Genomic DNA, 18,714 nt, shown 5'->3' on the forward strand with positions numbered 1-18,714 from the left:
CGCGCGTACCACCTTCGACGGACGCCGCGCGGGCGCCGGGCGTGCTGGGATGGGGTGTGATCACGTACCTGGTGAACCGCGACGGCGGCGCACCGTCGGTGCTGCGGGACGCCGGTACCGGCGTGGTGTGGTTCGTGGTCGGGCTGCTGCTGATCTGGGCGCTGCCCGACGCAGGGATCACCTGGTGGGGCGCGGACACCGGGGCGACGACGGTGTCGCTGCTGGTCATGGGGCTGGGCTGCGCCGCGTCGGCGGTGCGCCGGATCGCGGTGCCCGCCGGCCTGCTGGTCGGCACGGCGGCCCTGGTCGCGGGCCCCGTCCTGGGCGGCCGCACCGAGATCGGGACGGTGCTCGTGTTCACCGACCTGCTCTACTGCGCCGTGGTGTTCCCGCCACGGCGCACCGCGCGGGCGGTGGCCGTCGCCGCCGGTGGGGTCGCCACCGTCCTCGGTGTCGCCGCGCTGCTCGTGGCGGGCACCCGCACCGGCACCTACGCCGTGCTCAACCTGACGCTGGTGGCCGGGCTCCCGCTGGTCTGGGGGCTGGAGGTGCGCCGGTTCCGGGACCTGGCGGCCGTCGAGCGGGAACGGGCCGTCGCCGTGGAGCGGACGGCGGCCCGGGAGCGGGACGCCGCCGTCGCCGCGGAACGTGCCCGGATGGCCCGCGACCTGCACGACGTCGTCGCCGGGCGGCTGTCGGCGATCGCGCTGCAGTCCGAGGCGGCACTGCAGCCCGGCGCCGACCCCGCGCTGGTCCGGCGGGTGCTGAGGACGGTGCGGTCCTCCGGCGTCGCCGCGCTCGGGGAGATGCGCACGATGATCGGGCTGCTGCGCGACGACGACACCGCCGACCCGCCCGGAGCGCCCGCCCGGCTGTCCGAGGTCGACACCCTGCTGGACGAGGCCCGCTCCGCCGGCCTGTCCCCCGTCCTGCGCGACGGGCGCGGTGCGGCCCCGCTGCCCGCCCCGGTCGACCTCGCCGGGTACCGGATCGTGCAGGAGTCGCTGACCAACGCGGCGAAGCACGCGCCCGGCTCGGACGTGGCGGTGCGCCTCGCCGTCACCCCCGACACCCCGCGCCGACTGCTCGTCGAGGTGCGCAACGGCCCCGGCCGGCGCCCCGCGGCGGGCCCCGGGCTGCACGGCGGCACCGGGCTCGACGGTCTGCGCGAGCGGGCCCGGGCCATCGGCGGCACCCTGGACGCGGGCCCCGACGACGACGGCTGGCTGGTCCGGGCCGACCTGCCCCTGGGCCCGGCGGAGGTGGAGCGGTGACCATCCGGGTGGTCGTCGCCGACGACCAGGAGGCCGTCCGCACCGGGCTGGTGCTGATCCTCGGCTCGGCACCGGACATCGACGTCGTCGCCGAGGTCGCCGACGGGCTCGCCGCGGTGCGGGCCGCCGCCGAGCACCGGCCCGACGTCGTGCTGATGGACATCCGGATGCCCGGCATCGACGGCATCGAGGCCACCCGGCGGATCACCGGGAGCAGGCCCACCGGAACGAGCATCGGCACCGCGGCGGGGTCCGCGCAGGTCCTGGTCCTGACCACGTTCGACCTCGACGAGCTCGTCGACGGCGCGCTCGCGGCGGGCGCCGGCGGGTTCCTGCTCAAGTCGGTCGACGCGGCCCGGCTCACCGACGGGGTCCGGGCGGTCGCCCGCGGCGAGGGCGTGCTGGCGCCGGAGGTGACCCGGCGGGTGATCCGCCGCTACGCGGGGGCGCCGCGGCCGTCGTCGGTGCCGGGGCTGGAGAGGCTCACCGCACGCGAGACCGACGTGCTCGCCGGGCTGGGCCGCGGGCTCTCGAACGCGGAGCTGTCCGCGGAGCTGGTGATCTCGGAGGGGACGACGAAGACGCACGTCTCGCGTGTCCTGGCGAAGCTGGGCCTGCGCTCCCGCACCCAGGCCGCGATCGCCGCCCAGGAGGCGGGGCTGGTCCGTCCCGGGCCCTGACACGACCACGGCCCGCGCCCCGGGGAGGGACGCGGGCCGCGGGTGCGCGGGTCAGCGCGCGCCGTGCGCGGTCTCCAGGGCGCGGCGGGTCAGCACCTGCACCAGGTGGGTGCGGTACGCGACCGACCCGTGGGTGTCGGCGGGCGGCTCGGCACCCTCGGCGGCCAGCGCGGCCGCCTCGGCGATGCTCTTCCCCTCCGCCAGCGCCCGCTCGGTGGCGGACGCCCGCAGCGCGGTCGAGCCCATGTTGACCAGGCCGATGCGGTCGTCGGACACGGCGACGGCGACGATCGCCCAGTCGTTGCTGCGACGGGTGAACTTCTCGTACGCCCAGCCCTTGTCCCCGCAGCGCGGGATCCGGATCTCGACGATCAGCTCGTCGGGCTCGCGGACCGTGGTGAACACGCCGGTGTAGAACTCGCCGATCGGCACGGTCCGCCTCCCGCGCGGCCCCTGCAGGACGACGGTGGCGTCCAGCGCGAGCAGCGCGGCGGGCAGGTCCGCGGCCGGGTCGGCGTGGGCGACGGTGCCGCCCAGCGTGCCCCGGGCCCGGATCTGCGGGTCGCCGACGGTGCGGGCGACGGCCCCGAGCAGCGGGACCTCCGTCGCGACCTCGGCCGAGTCGACCACGTCGCGGTGCTTGGTCGCCGCACCGACGGCGAGCTCGTCGCCCTCGACGCGGATGTAGCTCAGCTCCGGCAGCCGGCCGATGTCGATCAGGAACTCCGGCGCGCCGAGGCGCACCTTCATGACCGGGATCAGGGAGTGTCCGCCGGCCAGGACGCTGGCGTCCTCACCCTTCTCGGCGAGCAGCGCGATGGCGTCGTCGAGGGTGTCGGGGCGGGCGTAGTCGAACGCGAGGGGGATCATGCGCCGGCCTCCCCACGGGAGAAGGCGGGCGCGGTACGCAGCGCGTCGGACTCGGCCTCGGACTTCTGCGCGGCGTCCGGGTCCTTGCCCGCGGCGACGAGCACGGCGCGCACGATGTTGTGGTAGCCGGTGCAGCGGCAGAGGTTGCCCTCCAGGCCCTCACGGACCTTCCGCTCGTCCAGGTCGTCGTCGTGGCTGATCAGCGACACCGCGGACATGACCATGCCCGGGGTGCAGAAGCCGCACTGCAGCCCGTGCTCGGACCGGAACGCCGCGGTGACCGGGTGCTCGGGGCGGCCCTCGGACGCGCCGTCGAGCCCCTCCATGGTGGTGACCGACTGCTGGTCGGCCTGCACCGACAGCACGGTGCACGACTTGACCGCGTCGCCGTCGAGCAGCACGGTGCACGCACCGCAGGACGTGGTGTCGCAGCCGATGTTGGTGGCCTTCAGCCCGACGGTCTCCCGCAGGTAGTGCGCGAGCAGCTGGCGGGGCTCCACGTCGGCGCTGGTGGGCTCACCGTTGACGGTGATCTCGACCTTCACTTGGAGGCCTCCTGGATGGCTTCCCAGACCCGCATCGGGGTCAGGGGCATGTCGATGTGCGTGACGCCGAGGTGGGACAGGGCGTCGATGACCGCGCTCTGGGTGGCGGGGGTGGAGCCGATCGTCCCGGCCTCGCCGATGCCCTTGTAGCCCATCGGGTTGACCGGCGTCGGGGTCGTCATCTCGACCAGGTCGAAGCTGGGCAGCTCGGCCGCCGACGGGATGCCGTAGTCGGCGAAGGTCCCGGTGAGCGGCTGGCCCTCCTCGTCGTAGATGACCTCCTCGAGCAGCGCCTGCGCGATGCCCTGGGCGATCCCGCCGTGCCGCTGCCCGTCGCAGAGCAGCGGGTTGAGGATGGGACCCGCGTCGTCGACGGCGATGATCTTCTCGACCGTCACCTTGCCGGACTCGGTGTCGACCTCGACGACGCAGACGTGCGCGCCGAACGGGAAGGTCGGCTTCTTGCCGTCCCAGGTGGTGTCGACCTTGAGCTGCTCGGCGGCCGCCAGCTCCGCCAGGGTCACCGACTTCGCGCCGGGGACGCCCTTGACGGTGATCGCGGCGTTCGCCGGGTCGAGCTCCAGGTCGTCGACACCCGCCTCGAGCAGCTCGGCCGCGCGCTGCTTGGCGAGGTCGATCAGCTCGGCCGAGGCCTGGTGCACCGCGACGCCGCCGGTCTGCAGCGACCGCGACCCCATGGTGCCGCCGCCGCGCGGGACGAGGTCGGTGTCGCCGTGCTTGACGGTGATCTTCTCGATCGGGACGCCGAGCTGGTCGGACGCGAGCATCGCCCACGCCGTCGCGTGCCCCTGGCCGTGCGGGGAGGTGCCGGTCAGCACGGTCACCGAGCCGTCCGGGTGCACCTCGACCGAGGCGTCCTCGGCGAACGCGCCACCACCGGTGATCTCGACGTAGGAGGACACGCCGATGCCGATCTGGCGGGCGTCGCCGGACTCGCGGCGGGCCTTCTGCTCGGCGCGCAGCCGGTCGTAGCCGGCGTTCTCCAGGGCGAGGTCGATCGCCTTGGCGTACTCGCCGGAGTCGTACTCCACCCCGCCCTTGGTCTGGAACGGGAACCGGTCCGGCGCGACGACGTTGAGCTTGCGGACCTCGGCCGGGTCCTTGCCGATCTCGGCCGCGAACAGGTCCATCGCGCGCTCGATCGCGGCGGTCGCCTCGGGGCGGCCGGCGCCGCGGTAGGCGGCGACCGAGGTCGTGTTGGTGACGACGGCCTTCGCGCGGGAGTCGACGTGCTCGATATCGTAGGTGCCGGGCGCCATCATCCGCGTGAACATCGGCAGGAAGGTGCCCAGGCGCGGGTAGGCGCCGAGGTCCTGCACGACGTCGAGCCGGTAGTGGGTGACCTTGCCCGCGCGGGTGCCGCCGATCGTGACGGTCTGGCGCTGGGCCCGGCCCTGCACCATGCCGGTCATGTTCTCGGAGCGGGACTCGTTCCAGCGGACCGGACGGCCCTGCTGCCGGGCGAGCCACGCGACGAGGGCGAACTCGGGGTCGGACCCGATCTTCGCGCCGAAGCCGCCGCCGACGTCCGGCAGGACGACCCGCACCTTCTCCTTGTCCAGGCCCAGCCAGCCGGCGATCTCGTCGCGGCCGCCCTGGGCGTTCTGGTTGGACATGTAGACGGTGACGCGGTCGCCCTCCCAGAAGGCGCTCGCGGCCCGGGTCTCCAGCGGGGCCGCGGCCAGGCGCTGGTTCACCAGGTCCCGGGTGACGACGACCTCGCAGCCGTCGAAGAACGAGGCGTCCTGCTCCTCGTCGTGCCCGTAGGCGGCCGCGGTGTTGGTCCCGGCCTCGGGGAACAGCAGCGTCTCGTCGCGGGCGGCGGCCAGCGGGTCGATCACCACGTCCAGGGGCTCGTACTCGACGTCGACCAGCTCGGCCGCGTCCTCACCCTGGTAGAACTCCTCGGTGAGGACCGCGGCGACCGGCTCGCCGACGAACCGCACGCGGTCGGTCGCGAGGAACGGGCGGGTCATGACCTTGTTCGCGCCCGGGAACAGCAGTGCCGGTGCGATGTCGAGGTCGGCCCCGGTGACGACGGCGACGACGCCGGGCGACGCGAGCGCCGCCGAGGTGTCGATCGACGTGATCGTCGCGTGGGCGAGCGGGGAGCGGACGAGCGTCAGGTGCAACGCCCCGGTCAGCCGCTCCTCGGTCAGGTCGTCGGTGTAGGTCGCGCCGCGCGTGAGGAAGACCGGATCCTCGGTGCGGACGACGCGGGTGCCCAAGATGCTCATCGGACGCGAGCGTATACATCTCCACCGCCCTGTGCGATGCAGACCACAGCGCCCGATCCCCAGGTCAGGGCACCCTTCGCGGAGCGACGCGCGGGCAGATCACCGCATCTGCGGCACGCCGGGGGCCGGTCGTCCCCGACCTCGGATCTGTTGAGATCGCATCCATCTCGTATCCAAGGACCGGCGAGGGTCAGTCGCGTTCGTCCCACCACGGCCGTCCGGCCCACAGCGCCGAGACCGGTCCGTGCCCGGCACCCAGCGGGTAGGCGTGGCGGACCGCCTCGACGATGTAGCGCTTCCCGAACCGGACCGCCGCCTCCAGCTCCATCCCGCGGGCGAGCCCGGACGCGATCGCGGCGGCCAGGGAGTCCCCGCCGCCGTGGGTGTGGCCGGTGTCGAAGCGCGGGCCGGGCAGCTCGACGGCGGTCTCGCCGTCGTAGAGCAGGTCCAGGCAACCGTCGGTGTCCTCGGCGAGGTGGCCGCCCTTCACCAGGACCGCGCGCGGGCCGAGCGCGTGCAGCGCCTTCGCCGCGGCGTACTGGCCCGCGCGGTCGTGGACGTCGTGCTCGACGAGCAGCCGGATCTCGTCGAGGTTCGGGGTGACCAGCGTGGCCCGCGGGAACAGCGTGTGCCGGTAGGCGTCCAGCGCCTCGGCGGCCAGCAGCGGGTCCCCGTGCATCGAGGCCGCGACCGGGTCGACGACGAACGGCGTGGCCAGACCGGCGCCGATGCCGCATCCGTCGCAGGCCCGCGCGACGGTCTCGATGATCTCGGCGTTCGCGAGCATCCCGGTCTTCGCGGCCTGCAGCCCGATGTCGGAGGCGACCGTCGCGATCTGCCCGGCGATCGTGTCGACCGGGATCGTGTGGACGCCGGTGACGCCCACCGAGTTCTGCACGGTCACCGCGCAGACGGCGAGGCAGCCGTGCACCCCGCAGGCGGCGAAGGTGCGCAGGTCCGCGGCGATGCCCGCGCCGCCGCCGGAGTCGGTTCCGGCGATCGTCATGACCCGCGGGGGTGTGGTGCCGACGGTGGGTTCCATGGACGTGTCCTCCCTGGCCGGCATTACCCGGCCGGTCCGCGGTCGGCGGCGCCGGTCCGGTGGGACCCGGCCGCCCTCTCAGCCCGCCTGCTCCGCGAGCTCCCGCGTCGTGCGTGGTCGCCGACGACGGTAGACGGTGCCGGGGCCGCGGGTGGGATCCCCGCGGCCCCGGCAGTGCACGTCCCGGTCCGGGCGTCAGTCCGTCGCGGAGATCGGCAGGTACACCCGGCCGCCCTCGTCGCGGAACTCCCCGGACTTCTCCGCCATCCCGGCCTCGATCGCCTCCACGCTGGTCAGCCCGTGCGCCTCGGCGTAGTCCCGGACGTCCTGGGTGATCTTCATCGAGCAGAACTTCGGCCCGCACATCGAGCAGAAGTGCGCCGTCTTCGCGGGCTCGGCCGGCAACGTCTCGTCGTGGTAGGCGGTCGCGGTGTCCGGGTCGAGCGACAGCGCGAACTGGTCACGCCAGCGGAACTCGAACCGGGCCTGCGAGAGCGCGTCGTCGCGGGCCTGGGCGTGCGGGTGCCCCTTGGCCAGGTCCGCGGCGTGCGCGGCGATCTTGTAGCTGATCACGCCGACCTTGACGTCGTCGCGGTTCGGCAGGCCCAGGTGTTCCTTCGGGGTGACGTAGCAGAGCATCGCGGTGCCGGCCTCGGCGATGCGGGCGGCGCCGATCGCGGAGGTGATGTGGTCGTAGCCGGGCGCGATGTCGGTGGCGAGCGGGCCGAGGGTGTAGAACGGCGCCTCGTCGCACCACTCCTCCTCCAGCCGCACGTTCTCGACGATCTTGTCCATCGGGACGTGGCCGGGACCCTCGATCATGACCTGCACGTCGTGGCCGCGGGCGATCCTCGTCAGCTCGCCGAGCGTGGCGAGCTCGGCGAGCTGGGCCTCGTCGTTCGCGTCGGCGATCGAGCCGGGGCGCAGGCCGTCGCCGAGGGAGAACGTGACGTCGTAGCGGCGCAGGATCTCGCACAGCTCGTCGAAGTGGGTGTAGAGGAACGACTCGGCGTGGTGCGCCAGGCACCACGCGGCCATGATCGACCCGCCGCGGGAGACGATCCCGGTGACCCGCTTCGCGGTGAGCGGCACGTGGCGCAGCAGCACGCCGGCGTGCACGGTCATGTAGTCCACGCCCTGCTCGCACTGCTCGAGCACGGTGTCGCGGTAGACCTCCCAGCTCAGGGCGGCGGGGTCGCCGTTCACCTTCTCCAGGGCCTGGTAGATCGGGACGGTGCCGATGGGGACCGGCGAGTTGCGCAGGATCCACTCGCGGGTCTCGTGGATGTCCCGGCCCGTCGACAGGTCCATCACGGTGTCGGCACCCCACCGCGTCGCCCACACCATCTTCTCCACCTCCTCGGCGATCGAGGAGGTCACCGCGGAGTTGCCGATGTTGGCGTTGACCTTGGTGAGGAACCGCTTGCCGATGATCATCGGCTCGCACTCGGGGTGGTTGCGGTTGGCCGGGATCACGGCCCGGCCGCGGGCGAGCTCGGCGCGGACGAGCTCCGCGTCGCACCGCTCGCGGACGGCGATGTAGGCCATCTCCGGGGTGACGATCCCGGCCCGCGCCCAGGACATCTGGGTCCCCGGCTCCCGCGACCCGACCCACGGCTCCCGCAGCCGGGGCAACCCGGCGTGCAGGTCGACGGTCGCGTCGGAGTCGGTGTACGGGCCGGAGGTGTCGTAGACGTCGTGGTGCTCGCCGTTGGAGAGCGAGATCCGCCGGACCGGGACGGTGATGCCGTCGGGTCCGGAGATCCAGGCCTTGGCCGACCCCTGGATCGGGCCGGTGGTGACCTGCTGCGGGCGCACTGGTGCCGTTGTCATGACAGTCCTCCCTGGCCGGCATTACCCGGCCGGTTCTGCGGTCGGCGACCGGCGAGTCGCCCTCTCAGCCCCGCGCGACGGAGCTCCCGCGTGTTCAGTTGGTCGTGCACCGGCACCGTAGGCACCGTCCGGCGCCCCGCACCAGCCCCTCACCCGGCTGCGAGGAATGATCACAGGAGGTATCGGGTTCTCCACCGGTATGACGCAGAACGCTGAGCTCTCCCCGACCGACTGGGTCCGCGAGCAGACCGAGAAGATCCTCGAGAACGGCACCACCGAGGGCGTCACGGTCATGGACCGTCCGATCATCCTGGTCACGACGACCGGCGCGAAGTCCGGCAAGCAGCGCTACGTGCCGGTGATGCGCGTCGAGCACGACGGCTCCTACGCGATGATCGCGTCCAAGGGCGGTACCCCGGAGCACCCGGCCTGGTACCACAACGTGGTCGCGAACCCGCAGGTCCAGGTGCAGGACGGCACGCAGACCGGCACCTTCGTCGCCCGCGAGGTCACCGGGGACGAGCGCCAGGAGTGGTGGGACCGCTCCGTCGCGGCGTACCCGCCCTATGCGGAGTACCAGGAGAAGACCTCCCGGACCATCCCGGTCTTCGTCCTGGAGCCCGCGCGCTGACCCGCCGCGGCCACCCGCGCGCCCGACCCCCCGGTCCGGGCGCGCGGGTGCGCCCTCACGCCGCGACGACGCCGTGCGCGGGCTCGATCCGCCCGGCTCGGCGCACCGGCCCCACCGAGGCGGCCACCGCGACCGCGACGACGGCCGCGGCCAGCGCGGCGAGCTGCCCCAGCGGGATACCGGAGGTGGGCGCACCGATCCCGGTCGCAGCGAGCGCCAGTACCCCGTAGGCGCCGCCGATCACCACCCCCAGCACTGCCGCGACCGCCCCGGCCAGCGCCGCCTCGGCCGCCACCGCGCGCCGGGACGCGGCGCGCGACAGCCCGAGGGTGCGCAGCAGCGCGATCTCCCGGGTCCGTTCGCTGACCGACAGCGCCAGGGTCACGCCGACCCCGACGACGGCCACCAGCAACGTCACCCCGACCAGACCGAGTCCGATCCCGCGCACGGCACCGACCGCCCTCTCGGTCTGTTCCCGCATGTCCGCGACGAAGGCGGCCGACGCGTCACCCGCGCCCCGCGCCACCGCGGAGCGCACCGCGACCGGGTCCGCGCCCGGCACCGGGTCGACGAGCACGATGCCGTCGGACACCCGGGCGGTCAGCTCCGGGGCCGCATCCAGCCGGGCCGCGAGCGCGTCCGTGTCCCGGTCCACGGTCCCGGGGAACACGACGACGTCGGCCGGGTAGTTGCGGTCGATCGACGCCCGCGCGTCGGCGGACGCCCCGGCCACCGCGACCAGCAGCGCGGCGGTCAGCCCCACGCCCAGCGACAGGACCGTGGTCATCGCCGCGGTCCGCCGCGACATACGCCGGGCGTTGCCGACCGCGATCCGCCCCGGCGCCCACCGCGCGACCAGGGGCGCGAGCAGTGCCGCCGCACCGGACACCACGAACGGGCCCGCCACCACGAGCGCGGCGAACACGCTCATCCCGGACAGCGCGGCCAGCGCGGTCCCGGTCAGCGCATCGCCGAGCTCCACCGCGAGGGCGGCGAGTGCCCCGGCGGCGAGCAGCGCGAGCGCGGCGAGCGTCACCCGGACCCGGGCCCGCGGGCCGCGGGCGCCGGTCGCGTCGGCGGCACCCAGCGCGACCACCGGCGGGGTCCGCCCGGCGGCCAGTGCGGGGGACAGCGCGGCCAGCACCGTCACGACGACGGCGAGCAGCACGCAGCCCGCGAGCCGTCCCCACGGCACCACGAGCTCCGGGACCTCCGTCCCGGTCGCGCCCACCACGGCCGACACCGCCCACCCCCCGGCGACGGCGAGGGCCGCTCCCCCGGCCCCGGCGACGACACCGGTCAGCACCGCCTCGGCCAGCACCGAGCGCGCCACCTGCCCGCGGCTCGCCCCGACGCACCGCAGCAGCGCCAGCTCCCGGGTACGGCGCGCCAGCACGATCCGGAACGTGGAGGCCACGACCACCGCCGCGGCGACCAGCGCGAGCCCCACGAACACTGACAGCCCCGCCAGCAGCGCGTCCGCCGACGCGGAGGCCGACGCGAGGTCCGCGTCGCGCTGCTCGTCGGCGGTCGCCACCGCGCCGACCCCCGGCACGGCGGCCAGCGCGGCCGGGTCCGGGGAGCCCGCGACGGCGATCCGGCCGCCGTACAGCGCGGTCGCGGCCGGGTCGCCGTCGGGCACCACCAGTGCGTCCCCGTTCCCGGAGCGCAGCGGCACGACCCCGGTGACGGTCAGCGTCCGGCCGCCGATGCCGACGAGCGCGCCGGGTGCGAGACCGGTGCGCTCCGCGGTGCCCGCGCCGACCAGCACCTCACCGGGCCCCGACGGCAGCCGGCCCGCCGTCAGCGGGTCCAGGGTGCTCAGCGGCCCGGTCATCGGGTCGGTGGAGAGCGTCCAGCTGCCGCTCGCGGCACCCGCCTCGACCGAGGAGGGACCGGAGCGCGACTCCGACACCGCGTCGACCCCGGGAACCGCCCGCAGCCGGTCGACGACCGCGGCGGGGTCCGCGCCGTCGGACGGACCGCCGGTCTCGAGGCTGTAGGCCGCTCCGGCGGGCACCGAGGACAGGCTGCCGGTGACCTCGCCGCGCAGGGTCGCGGTGAGGATCACCGCGCCGGCGGCGAACACCGTCGCCACCAGCACGGCGAGCCCGGTCAGCAGCAGCCGTCGCGGGCTGCGCCGGGCGCCGGCGACGGCCGCGCGGGTCGCCGGGTTCACCGCGCCACCGGGCCGGTGATCGTGACGTCGGCGGTCGCCGGGTCGTCGGCGCCGGTCAGGGCGCCCATCGCGGACAGCACCCGGTCCGGGGTGGGCCGGTCCAGCCGGCCGGCGGCGCGGCCGTCGCGCAGCAGCAGGACCTGGTCCGACGCGGCGGCGGCCAGTGGGTCGTGGGTGACCATGACAACGGTCTGGCCGTAGTCGTCGACGCAGGCGCGCAGCAGACCCAGCAGCTCGCGTCCGGAGCGGGTGTCGAGCGCGCCGGTCGGCTCGTCGGCGACGACGATCTCCGGGCGGCCCAGCAGCGCCCGGGCCACCGCGACGCGCTGGCGCTGCCCGCCGGACAGCTCCGAGGGCAGGTGGGTGAGCCGGTCGGCGATGCCGAGCCGCTCGACGAGCTCGGCCCGCCACGCGTGGTTGGGCCTGCGTCCGGCCAGCGAGGCGGCGAGGTCGATGTTCTCCCCGGCCGTGAGGTGCCCGAGCAGGTTGCCGTCCTGGAACACGAAGCCCATCCGGTCGCGGCGCACCCGGGTCAGCGCGGTGTCGTTCAGGCTCCCCAGGTCGGTCCCGCCCAGCACCACCTGCCCCGACGTCGGCCGGTCGAGCCCGGCCAGGCAGTGCAGCAGCGTGGACTTGCCCGAGCCGCTCGGCCCCATCACCGCGGTGAACCGGCCGGCGGGAAGCCACAGCGTGATCCCGTCCAACGCGCGGACCGCGGCCCGTCCCGTCCCGTAGGTGCGGACCAGGTTCACCGTCGCGGCGGCGATCCGTGCAGGCACGTCGGCCGGACTCCTCAACCCCTCGATCATGACGGTCACGGTGCCGCCGGGAGGGTGCCCGGGGCATCGGCCCGTGGTAGGGGGTTCCCCGTCCGGGTCGTCGTACTTCCGGCCGAGGTCGACCGGGCGCAGCCCGTCCTACCGTGTGTCCCATGAGTTCCGCACCCCGTCGCGGCCGCCCCCTCCTGGCCGGGTTCGAGGTGCTCGCCTACCTGTTCTGGGCGGGGTGCGACGCCCTGCTGGGTCTGGGCGTCGGGCCGGCGGCGGTGCCGAGCGGTGCGGTGTACGGCCTGCTCGTGGCGGGCGTCGTGCTCCTGCGGTACCGGACGGGGACCGGGACGCTCCCGGTGGCGGTGGTCGCCTTCGGGCTGTCCGCGTGCGGCTCGGTCGCGGGGGTGGTGACCGGCGGGATCCCGTTCGTGTCGCTGACCGAGCTGTTCGCGCTGGCCGTGGTCACGGTGTCGGTCGTGCGGACCGCACCGGTCCGGGTCGTGCTCGCGACGGCGGTGGTGTCGCTGTGCCTCATCGTGGGCATGCCGCTGCTGCGTGTGCCGGACATCGACCGCGAGGTGTTCGCCAGCCTGACCGTGGTCGGCTGGGCCGGGACGATGGTCGTCGCGACCGCGGCGCGCGAGCTGTGGCAGCGCCGCTCCGCCCGGCTCGACCGGGCCCGCAACGACGAGCGCCTGGAGCTGGCCCGCGAGCTGCACGACACGGTCGCCCACCACGTCACCGCGATCGTGGTGGCGGCGCAGGCCGGGGTGGTCGTGGCGGGCAGCCGCCCGGAGGAGGCGGGCCGGGCACTGGAGGCGATCGAGCGGGCGGGCGCCGAGGCCCTCGACGGGATGCGCCGCATGGTCGGTGTGCTGCGCTCCGGCGCCGGGGACGACACCGGGGACGGCGCCGAGCGCGCCCCCGGGCACGGCCTCGACGACATCGACGACGTCGTCGCCCGCTTCGACCCCGACGGCGGCCGGGCCCGGCTGGAGATCGCTCCCGAGGTGCGGGCGGCGCGGCTCGGCCCGGCTGTCGCGGCGACCGCGTTCCGGGTGGTGCGCGAGGCCCTGACCAACGTGCACCGGCACGCCCCCGGCGCGACGACGGTGTCGGTCGGCGTGCACCTGCAGGCCGGGAGACTGGTGACCGTGGTGCACAACGACGGGACCGGGACCGAGAACCCGCTGCGCGACCCGGGCGGGTTCGGGCTGGCCGGGATGCGTGAGCGGGTGGAGGCCCTCGACGGCTCGCTGCACGCCGGGCCGGACGGGCCCGGCCGGTGGATCGTCGTCGCCGAGGTGCCCGCCGGGGCGGGTCGATGACCGCGGTCCGCGTCCTGCTCGCCGACGACCAGGAGATGGTGCGCACCGGCTTCGGGCTGATCCTGTCCGCCGAGGACGGCATCGAGGTGGTCGGCGAGGCCGCCACCGGCACCGACGCCGTCGCCATGGCTCGCGAGCTGCGCCCGGACGTCGTGCTCATGGACGTCCGGATGCCCGGCATGGACGGCATCGCCGCGACCCGCGCGCTGACCGCGGACCCGTTCCCCCCGCGGATCGTGGTGGTGACGACCTTCGACCTCGACGAGTACGTCTACGGCGCGCTGCGCTCGGGCGCCTGCGGGTTCCTGTTGAAGACGGCGGGCCCGCGGCTGCTCGTCGAGGCCGTCCGGGCCGCCGCGGCGGGCGACGCCCTGGTGTCGCCGTCGGTCACCGTGCGGCTGCTGTCGCGGCTCACCGAGCCGGAACCGGCCCGCGCCGACGTCCACGCCACGCTCTCACCGCGCGAGCTGGAGGTGGTGAAGGCGGTCGCCCGGGGCCGGACGAACTCCGAGATCGCCGGGGACCTGTTCGTCTCGCTGTCCACGGTGAAGACCCACATCGCCAACATCGGGTCCAAGCTGGACGCCCGCAACCGGGTGGAGATCGCGGCGTGGGCCTGGGAGAACCGGCTGGTCGAGTAGCGGGGGTCAGGCCCGCGCAGCGGGCCGGGCGACCGGGACGAGCGGGCGTCGCGGCGCCGGGACCCGCAGCGCCGCGGCGACGTCGCCCAGCGCCTCCGGGTACGCGGCGGGCGCGACCGGCAGCGGCGCGACCGCGTCGTCCGGGGACGCCGGGACACCCGCGCCGGGGCGGGCGGCGTCGCGCTCGGACGCGCGGGCGTCCCACAGCTCGAACAGTGGCTGCGCGGCCATGACGAGCAGCACGGCGAGGACCGGGACGACGGCGAGGATCGTGAGCACCATGGCGTCCACGCTGCCCGCCCGGGGCGGGTCCCCACATCGGCCGCGGGGCCGGTTCTCCCAGGTCGACCCCTAGTACCCGGGTATGAGACCCCGGTCCGACCTCGGGGTAGTCCCCGGGGCTCAGCCCCGCGGGACGTCCTCTGCCTCGACGGCCGACGGGTCCCACGAGTCCGACGGCGAGCCCCAGCCGTTGCGCTTGAGCATCTTCTTCGCCGCGCGCTGGTGGCGGCCCATCAGCCGGTCCAGGTACAGGTGACCGTCGAGGTGGTCGGTCTCGTGCTGCAGGCACCGGGCGAAGAACCCGCGCCCCTCGTAGGAGACCGGCTCACCGTCGAGGTCGGTGCCGGTGACCCGGGCCCACTCCGCCCGGCCGGTCGCGAAGTTCTCGCCGGGTACCGACAGGCAGCCCTCCTGGTCGTCGTCCGGGTCGGGCATGACCTCCGGGATCCCGTCGGTCTCCAGCACCGGGTCGACCACGACACCGCGCCGCATCGTGCGCGTCTCCTCGTCGGGGCAGTCGAAGACGAACAGCCGCAGGTCCACTCCCACCTGGTTGGCCGCCAGCCCGACGCCGTTCGCCGCGGCCATCGTCTCGAACATGTCCTCGACCAGCGTCCGGACCGTGTCGTCGACCGTGCCGACGGGGCGGGTGGGGGTGTGGAGCACGGGGTCGCCGACCATGCGGATGCGCAGAACCGTCACCGGAGCAGCCTACGGTCGCCGCCGGACGTGACCCGGCCGGGCGGTTTCGGTGTCGTCCGACCCGCCCTCCAGGCGCGTCGCAGCCCGGGACCGTCGGTCCCCTGTGGTTGAATCCGCACCGCGAATGACAGACGTGTCGTTCGTCGTCGCGGCGCCCGGGCGGGGCCGCCGCAGCACGAGATCGTCGTCCGCTCGAGGAGCGTGATGGAGTCCGCCGGGTCCCTGCCGGAACGCCGCGGAGCGCACCGGCGCACCGCTGCCGCGTCCCCCCGCGAGCTCGACCGTCGCGAACGCGAGATCCTCGCGTTCGAGGCCCAGTGGTGGAAGTACGCGGGCGCCAAGGAACAGGCGATCCGCGAGCTTTTCGACATGTCGGCCACCCGCTACTACCAGGTGCTGAACGCCCTGGTCGACAAGCCCGAGGCGCTGGCGGTGGACCCGCTGCTGGTCAAGCGTCTGCGCCGGCTGCGTTCCAGCAGGCAGCGCACCCGCGCCGCCCGTCGCCTCGGCCTCGAGCCCTGACAGCCAGGAGGTCACGATGACCGCACCCGCGTCCGGCGGGCAGTCACCGCTGAAGATCGCCGGTATCGCGCTGATCGGCGTCGGTGTGGTCGCCGCTGTCGTCGGCCTGATCGGCCTCACCGGCGGCGGTGAGGACGGCGGCAACCAGGCCGCGCCCCCGTCGGCGTCGGCCGAGCCCGCCCCGGCCCCGGCCCCCGCTCCGGGGGACGGCACCGGCGACGGCGCCGCGCCCGGCACCGGTGACACCCCCGCCCCGGGCACCCCCGGGGAGACCTCGCCGTTCACCCCCGGAGCGCCCGGCACGCCGGGCTCCCCCGGGTACGACGGCGCGGGCCCGGCCGTCGCCGCGCCGCCCGCCGCGGGCTCCGGCTCCGCGGGCCAGGGCGGCTCCGGCTCCGCCGCCGGTGAGGGGTCCGCCGTCGCGGCCCGCCCGGTCGTGCGGATCTACAACAACTCGACCATCCGCGGTCTCGCCGAGAAGGCGGCCGGGGAGTTCCGCACCAACGGTTGGACCGTGTCCCAGGTGCAGAACTACTCCCAGGGCGTCATCCCGGCCACGACCGTCTACTACCGGCAGGGCACCGGCGAGAAGGCCGCCGCCGAGGAGATCGCGAAGAAGTTCGGCATCCGTTCCGAGCCCCGCTTCGACGGCATCCAGGACGCGACGCCCGGCGTCATCGTCATCGTGACGCGGGACTTCTCCGCCGCCTGACGCGCCGTACGCACGACGGCCCCGGACGCCTCCGCGTCCGGGGCCGTCGGCGTTCCGGGGCCGTCCGTGTGCCGGACTCAGCCGTCGCTGCGGCGACGGGCGTAGGCCTCCAGCTCGGCGACCTGTGCCGGGTCCAGCGACGCCCGCACCGCGCGACGTGCCGTCGCCAGGTGCGCGGCGGTCACCTCGCCCGCGTCGAGGGACTCGCGCATCGCGGTCAGCGCGGCCTCGCGCAGCAGCGCCGCACAGTCCGCGGCCGAATAACCGTCCAGATCGGACGCGAGCGCGTCGAGGTCCACGTCGTCGGCCAGCGGGACGTCGCGGCCGGCCGCCAGCAGGATGTCCGCCCGCGCGGCGGCGTCCGGCGGCGGGACGAACACCAGCCGCTCCAGGCGGCCCGGGCGCAGCATCGCCGGGTCGATCAGCTCGGGCCGGTTCGTCGCCCCGACCACGACGACCTCGCGCAGCGGCGTCGCGCCGTCCAGCTCGGTCAGCAGCGCGGCGACGACGCGGTCGGCGACCCCGGCGTCGGTGGAGCCGCCGCGTCGCGGGGCGAGCGCGTCGACCTCGTCGAGGAAGATCAGTGCGGGGGCGGCCTCGGCCGCCCGGCGGAACAGCTCGCGGACCGCGCGCTCGGACTCGCCGACGTACTTGTCGAGCAGCTCGGCGCCCTTCACCGCGAACACGTTGAGGTCACCGGAGCCGGCGAGCGCACGCAGCAGGAAGGTCTTTCCGCCGCCCGGCGGGCCGTAGAGCAGCACCCCGCGCGGGGCGTCGACCCCGAGCCGGGCGAACGAGTCCGGGTGGCGCAGTGGCCACAGCACGGCCTCGGTGAGGGCCGCCTTGACCTCGGTCATGTCACCGACGTCGTCGAGGGTGAGGCCGCCGCTGCCCAGCGTGCCGCCACCGGACAGCGAGATCGGGCGGACCGAGCCGACGGCGTCGAGCAGGTCGGACTGATGGACCTGCTCGGAGGGATCGGAGCCGGTGCCGCGCAGCGCCGCGCTCACCGCGGCCTCCCGGCGGACCGCCGCGAGGTCGGCGACGACGAAGCCCGGTGTGCGGGCGGCGACCGCGCCCAGGTCGACGTCGTCGGCCCGGGGTACGTCGGCCAGCAGCCGCTCCAGCAGCGCACGCCGGGTCGCGGCGTCGGGCAGGCCGACCGACAGCTCGCGGTCGACCAGCTCCGGCGCCCGCAGCCGCGGGTCCAGGGCCTCCGGCTCGGCACTGGTGACGACGAGCGCGGGCCCGCCGGGCGCGGTCGCCGCGCGCAGCTCGTCGAGCACCAGCGTGGCCAGCGGCGGCGGATCGGTGGCGGGGAGCAGGGAGTGCGCGTCGTGTACGAGCAGCACCGCGGGTGCGCCGGTGCCGGTCCCACCGGTGCGGGCCTGCGCGATCGCCGCCCGGACCCGCTCAGCCGCGGCGGCCGGCTCGACGGCGGCGACCGCCGGGGCCACGAGCTCGACGCACCGGGCGCCCGCCGCCGCGGCCGCGCTGCGCACCAGCGTCGCCTTGCCCGCGCCCTCCGGCCCGGAGACGAGCACGCCGAGCCGGGCGTCGCCGCCGAGCCGGGTCAGCAGCTCCGGGCGCCGGAACATGAGCTCGAACCAGTCCAGCAGGCGGCGGGCGACGGCCTCGTTCGCGGCGAGGTCCTCCAGCGGCAACACGGGCTCGGCGGGCCCGGCGGACGCGTCGGCTCCGGCCGCGGCTCCCGTGGCCCCCACGGCGGAGGGGGCGGCGGAGCCGCGCCCGGCCCCGCCCGGGCCGGGGACACCGGGCCCGGGCGCCGCCGGTCCCGCGAGGGCCGGGCCGCCGTTCCCGGGGACGCCGGGACCGGGGATGCGGAGCGCACCGGCTGCGGCCGGGGCGGGGTCGCCGGTGTCGCGGCCGCCCTGCCAGCCCACGACCGTCGACGGCGTCACCGTGACCGGCCCCGCCGGGTCGGCGACCGCGACGGTCAGCAGCTCCGAGGTCCACGTCCCGCCGACGGCCGCGGCCAGCGCACGGCGCACCGAGCGGACGTCGGCCCCGGCCGCCGGGGCGATGTCCTGCGGGAGCAGGGACACGGCGTCGCCGCGGACCAGGACCTTGCCCGTCAGGGCGAGCCGCAGCGTCGCCGGGGCGACCGTCGCGGTGGTCAGCGCGGACCCGACCAGGCGCACCTCGCGGGCCGCGGTGACCGACGCCGGCGCGACGACGACGGTCGCGCCGTCGGTCAGCCCGGCGTTGGACAGGGTGACGTCGTCGAAGCGGGCCTGACCGTGTGGATCGCCCCGCTCCCCGGCGACGGCGAGCGCCGCGGTGACCCGGGCCCCGGTGAGGGTCACCGCGTCCCAGGAGCGCAGGCCGAGCGCGGCGAGCACCTCGGGGTGCAGCCGGACGACGCCGCGGCGGGCGTCGGCGGCCGCGGGGGCCAGTCGGGCGACGAGCTCCAGCACGGGAGGT

17 protein-coding genes are annotated in these 18,714 nt (G+C 75.5%); 7 read left to right on the plus strand and 10 right to left on the minus strand.

What is annotated here, in order from left to right; translation table 11 throughout:
- The first annotated feature begins 56 nt into the window (after window positions 1–56).
- Complete coding sequence (locus ATL51_RS14025) at window positions 57–1,274, plus strand: sensor histidine kinase (RefSeq protein ID WP_100878839.1); 1,218 nt, start codon at window positions 57–59, stop codon at window positions 1,272–1,274.
- Window positions 1,271–1,954 carry a response regulator transcription factor gene (locus ATL51_RS14030; RefSeq protein ID WP_100878840.1) on the plus strand — a complete coding sequence of 228 codons (684 nt, stop codon included), beginning with the start codon at window positions 1,271–1,273 and terminating at the stop codon, window positions 1,952–1,954. Before ATL51_RS14025 ends, ATL51_RS14030 begins: the two co-directional genes overlap by 4 nt.
- Window positions 1,955–2,005: 51 nt before the next feature.
- Here ATL51_RS14030 and ATL51_RS14035 read toward each other — a convergent pair whose 3' ends face one another.
- The 5 genes from ATL51_RS14035 to thiC form a co-directional block, all read right to left on the minus strand.
- Entirely contained in the window at window positions 2,006–2,824 is an 819-nt protein-coding gene (locus ATL51_RS14035; RefSeq protein ID WP_100878841.1) for an FAD binding domain-containing protein, read from the minus strand.
- Window positions 2,821–3,369 carry a (2Fe-2S)-binding protein gene (locus tag ATL51_RS14040; protein WP_100878842.1) on the minus strand — a complete coding sequence of 183 codons (549 nt, stop codon included), beginning with the start codon at window positions 3,367–3,369 and terminating at the stop codon, window positions 2,821–2,823. Before ATL51_RS14040 ends, ATL51_RS14035 begins: the two co-directional genes overlap by 4 nt.
- Entirely contained in the window at window positions 3,366–5,627 is a 2,262-nt protein-coding gene (locus ATL51_RS14045) for a xanthine dehydrogenase family protein molybdopterin-binding subunit (protein WP_073576650.1), read from the minus strand. Before ATL51_RS14045 ends, ATL51_RS14040 begins: the two co-directional genes overlap by 4 nt.
- Window positions 5,628–5,817: 190 nt before the next feature.
- Window positions 5,818–6,669, minus strand: coding sequence for a bifunctional hydroxymethylpyrimidine kinase/phosphomethylpyrimidine kinase (thiD, locus tag ATL51_RS14050; RefSeq protein WP_174565890.1), 852 nt, complete (start codon window positions 6,667–6,669; stop codon window positions 5,818–5,820).
- A gap of 195 nt (window positions 6,670–6,864) precedes the next feature.
- On the minus strand, window positions 6,865–8,502 hold the full coding sequence (thiC, locus tag ATL51_RS14055; protein WP_100878843.1) for a phosphomethylpyrimidine synthase ThiC: 1,638 nt from the start codon (window positions 8,500–8,502) through the stop codon (window positions 6,865–6,867).
- A gap of 199 nt (window positions 8,503–8,701) precedes the next feature.
- On the opposite strand from thiC, the gene ATL51_RS14060 reads away from it, so the two are divergent.
- Entirely contained in the window at window positions 8,702–9,133 is a 432-nt protein-coding gene (locus ATL51_RS14060) for a nitroreductase family deazaflavin-dependent oxidoreductase (RefSeq protein WP_073576653.1), read from the plus strand.
- A gap of 55 nt (window positions 9,134–9,188) precedes the next feature.
- On the opposite strand, the gene ATL51_RS14065 is transcribed toward ATL51_RS14060, so the two are convergent.
- Both ATL51_RS14065 and ATL51_RS14070 read right to left on the minus strand, forming a co-directional pair.
- Window positions 9,189–11,312, minus strand: a complete 2,124-nt coding sequence (locus ATL51_RS14065) for an FtsX-like permease family protein (protein WP_100878844.1) — start codon at window positions 11,310–11,312, stop codon at window positions 9,189–9,191.
- Window positions 11,309–12,121 (minus strand): ABC transporter ATP-binding protein, encoded by an 813-nt coding sequence (locus ATL51_RS14070; RefSeq protein WP_100880706.1) that lies wholly within the window; start codon window positions 12,119–12,121, stop codon window positions 11,309–11,311. The genes ATL51_RS14065 and ATL51_RS14070 overlap by 4 nt, the downstream gene beginning before the upstream one ends.
- A gap of 122 nt (window positions 12,122–12,243) precedes the next feature.
- Between ATL51_RS14070 and ATL51_RS14075 the strand changes: the two genes are divergently transcribed.
- The gene (locus ATL51_RS14075) at window positions 12,244–13,410 is read left to right on the plus strand and encodes a sensor histidine kinase (protein ID WP_100878845.1); all 1,167 of its coding nucleotides are present in this window, start codon (window positions 12,244–12,246) and stop codon (window positions 13,408–13,410) included.
- Window positions 13,407–14,051, plus strand: a complete 645-nt coding sequence (locus ATL51_RS14080; protein WP_073576656.1) for a response regulator — start codon at window positions 13,407–13,409, stop codon at window positions 14,049–14,051. The genes ATL51_RS14075 and ATL51_RS14080 overlap by 4 nt, the downstream gene beginning before the upstream one ends.
- Window positions 14,052–14,057: 6 nt before the next feature.
- Here ATL51_RS14080 and ATL51_RS14085 read toward each other — a convergent pair whose 3' ends face one another.
- On the minus strand, window positions 14,058–14,333 hold the full coding sequence (locus ATL51_RS14085) for a hypothetical protein (protein WP_139282892.1): 276 nt from the start codon (window positions 14,331–14,333) through the stop codon (window positions 14,058–14,060).
- Between the two features lie 120 nt (window positions 14,334–14,453).
- Window positions 14,454–15,035, minus strand: a complete 582-nt coding sequence (locus ATL51_RS14090) for a peptide deformylase (RefSeq protein ID WP_100878846.1) — start codon at window positions 15,033–15,035, stop codon at window positions 14,454–14,456.
- A gap of 204 nt (window positions 15,036–15,239) precedes the next feature.
- Here ATL51_RS14090 and ATL51_RS14095 point away from each other — a divergent pair, with 204 nt between their 5' ends.
- Together ATL51_RS14095 and ATL51_RS14100 are read left to right on the plus strand one after the other, a co-directional pair.
- Entirely contained in the window at window positions 15,240–15,557 is a 318-nt protein-coding gene (locus ATL51_RS14095; RefSeq protein WP_100878847.1) for a DUF3263 domain-containing protein, read from the plus strand.
- Between the two features lie 16 nt (window positions 15,558–15,573).
- A complete protein-coding gene (locus ATL51_RS14100; RefSeq protein ID WP_100878848.1) occupies window positions 15,574–16,269 on the plus strand; it encodes a LytR C-terminal domain-containing protein in 696 nt (231 codons plus the stop codon).
- 77 nt (window positions 16,270–16,346) lie between these two features.
- Here the strand turns inward: ATL51_RS14100 and ATL51_RS14105 are convergent, their stop codons facing one another.
- Window positions 16,347–18,707, minus strand: coding sequence for an AAA family ATPase (locus ATL51_RS14105; RefSeq protein ID WP_100878849.1), 2,361 nt, complete (start codon window positions 18,705–18,707; stop codon window positions 16,347–16,349).
- Window positions 18,708–18,714: the final 7 nt, after the last annotated feature.

Source organism: Pseudonocardia alni (genome assembly GCF_002813375.1).
In the GTDB taxonomy this organism is placed as follows: Bacteria; Actinomycetota; Actinomycetes; order Mycobacteriales; family Pseudonocardiaceae; genus Pseudonocardia; species Pseudonocardia alni.

Excerpts from the sequence above, each read along its gene's own strand:
- ATL51_RS14085 (WP_139282892.1), bottom strand. The coding sequence starts at position 14,333 with ATGGTGCTCACGATCCTCGCCGTCGTCCCGGTCCTCGCCGTGCTGCTC.
- thiD (WP_174565890.1), bottom strand. The coding sequence starts at position 6,669 with ATGGAACCCACCGTCGGCACCACACCCCCGCGGGTCATGACGATCGCC.
- ATL51_RS14060 (WP_073576653.1), top strand. The coding sequence starts at position 8,702 with ATGACGCAGAACGCTGAGCTCTCCCCGACCGACTGGGTCCGCGAGCAG.
- ATL51_RS14075 (WP_100878845.1), top strand. The coding sequence starts at position 12,244 with ATGAGTTCCGCACCCCGTCGCGGCCGCCCCCTCCTGGCCGGGTTCGAG.
- ATL51_RS14045 (WP_073576650.1), bottom strand. The coding sequence starts at position 5,627 with ATGAGCATCTTGGGCACCCGCGTCGTCCGCACCGAGGATCCGGTCTTC.
- ATL51_RS14035 (WP_100878841.1), bottom strand. The coding sequence starts at position 2,824 with ATGATCCCCCTCGCGTTCGACTACGCCCGCCCCGACACCCTCGACGAC.
- thiC (WP_100878843.1), bottom strand. The coding sequence starts at position 8,502 with ATGACAACGGCACCAGTGCGCCCGCAGCAGGTCACCACCGGCCCGATC.
- ATL51_RS14080 (WP_073576656.1), top strand. The coding sequence starts at position 13,407 with ATGACCGCGGTCCGCGTCCTGCTCGCCGACGACCAGGAGATGGTGCGC.
- ATL51_RS14100 (WP_100878848.1), top strand. The coding sequence starts at position 15,574 with ATGACCGCACCCGCGTCCGGCGGGCAGTCACCGCTGAAGATCGCCGGT.
- ATL51_RS14070 (WP_100880706.1), bottom strand. The coding sequence starts at position 12,121 with ATGATCGAGGGGTTGAGGAGTCCGGCCGACGTGCCTGCACGGATCGCC.
- ATL51_RS14095 (WP_100878847.1), top strand. The coding sequence starts at position 15,240 with ATGGAGTCCGCCGGGTCCCTGCCGGAACGCCGCGGAGCGCACCGGCGC.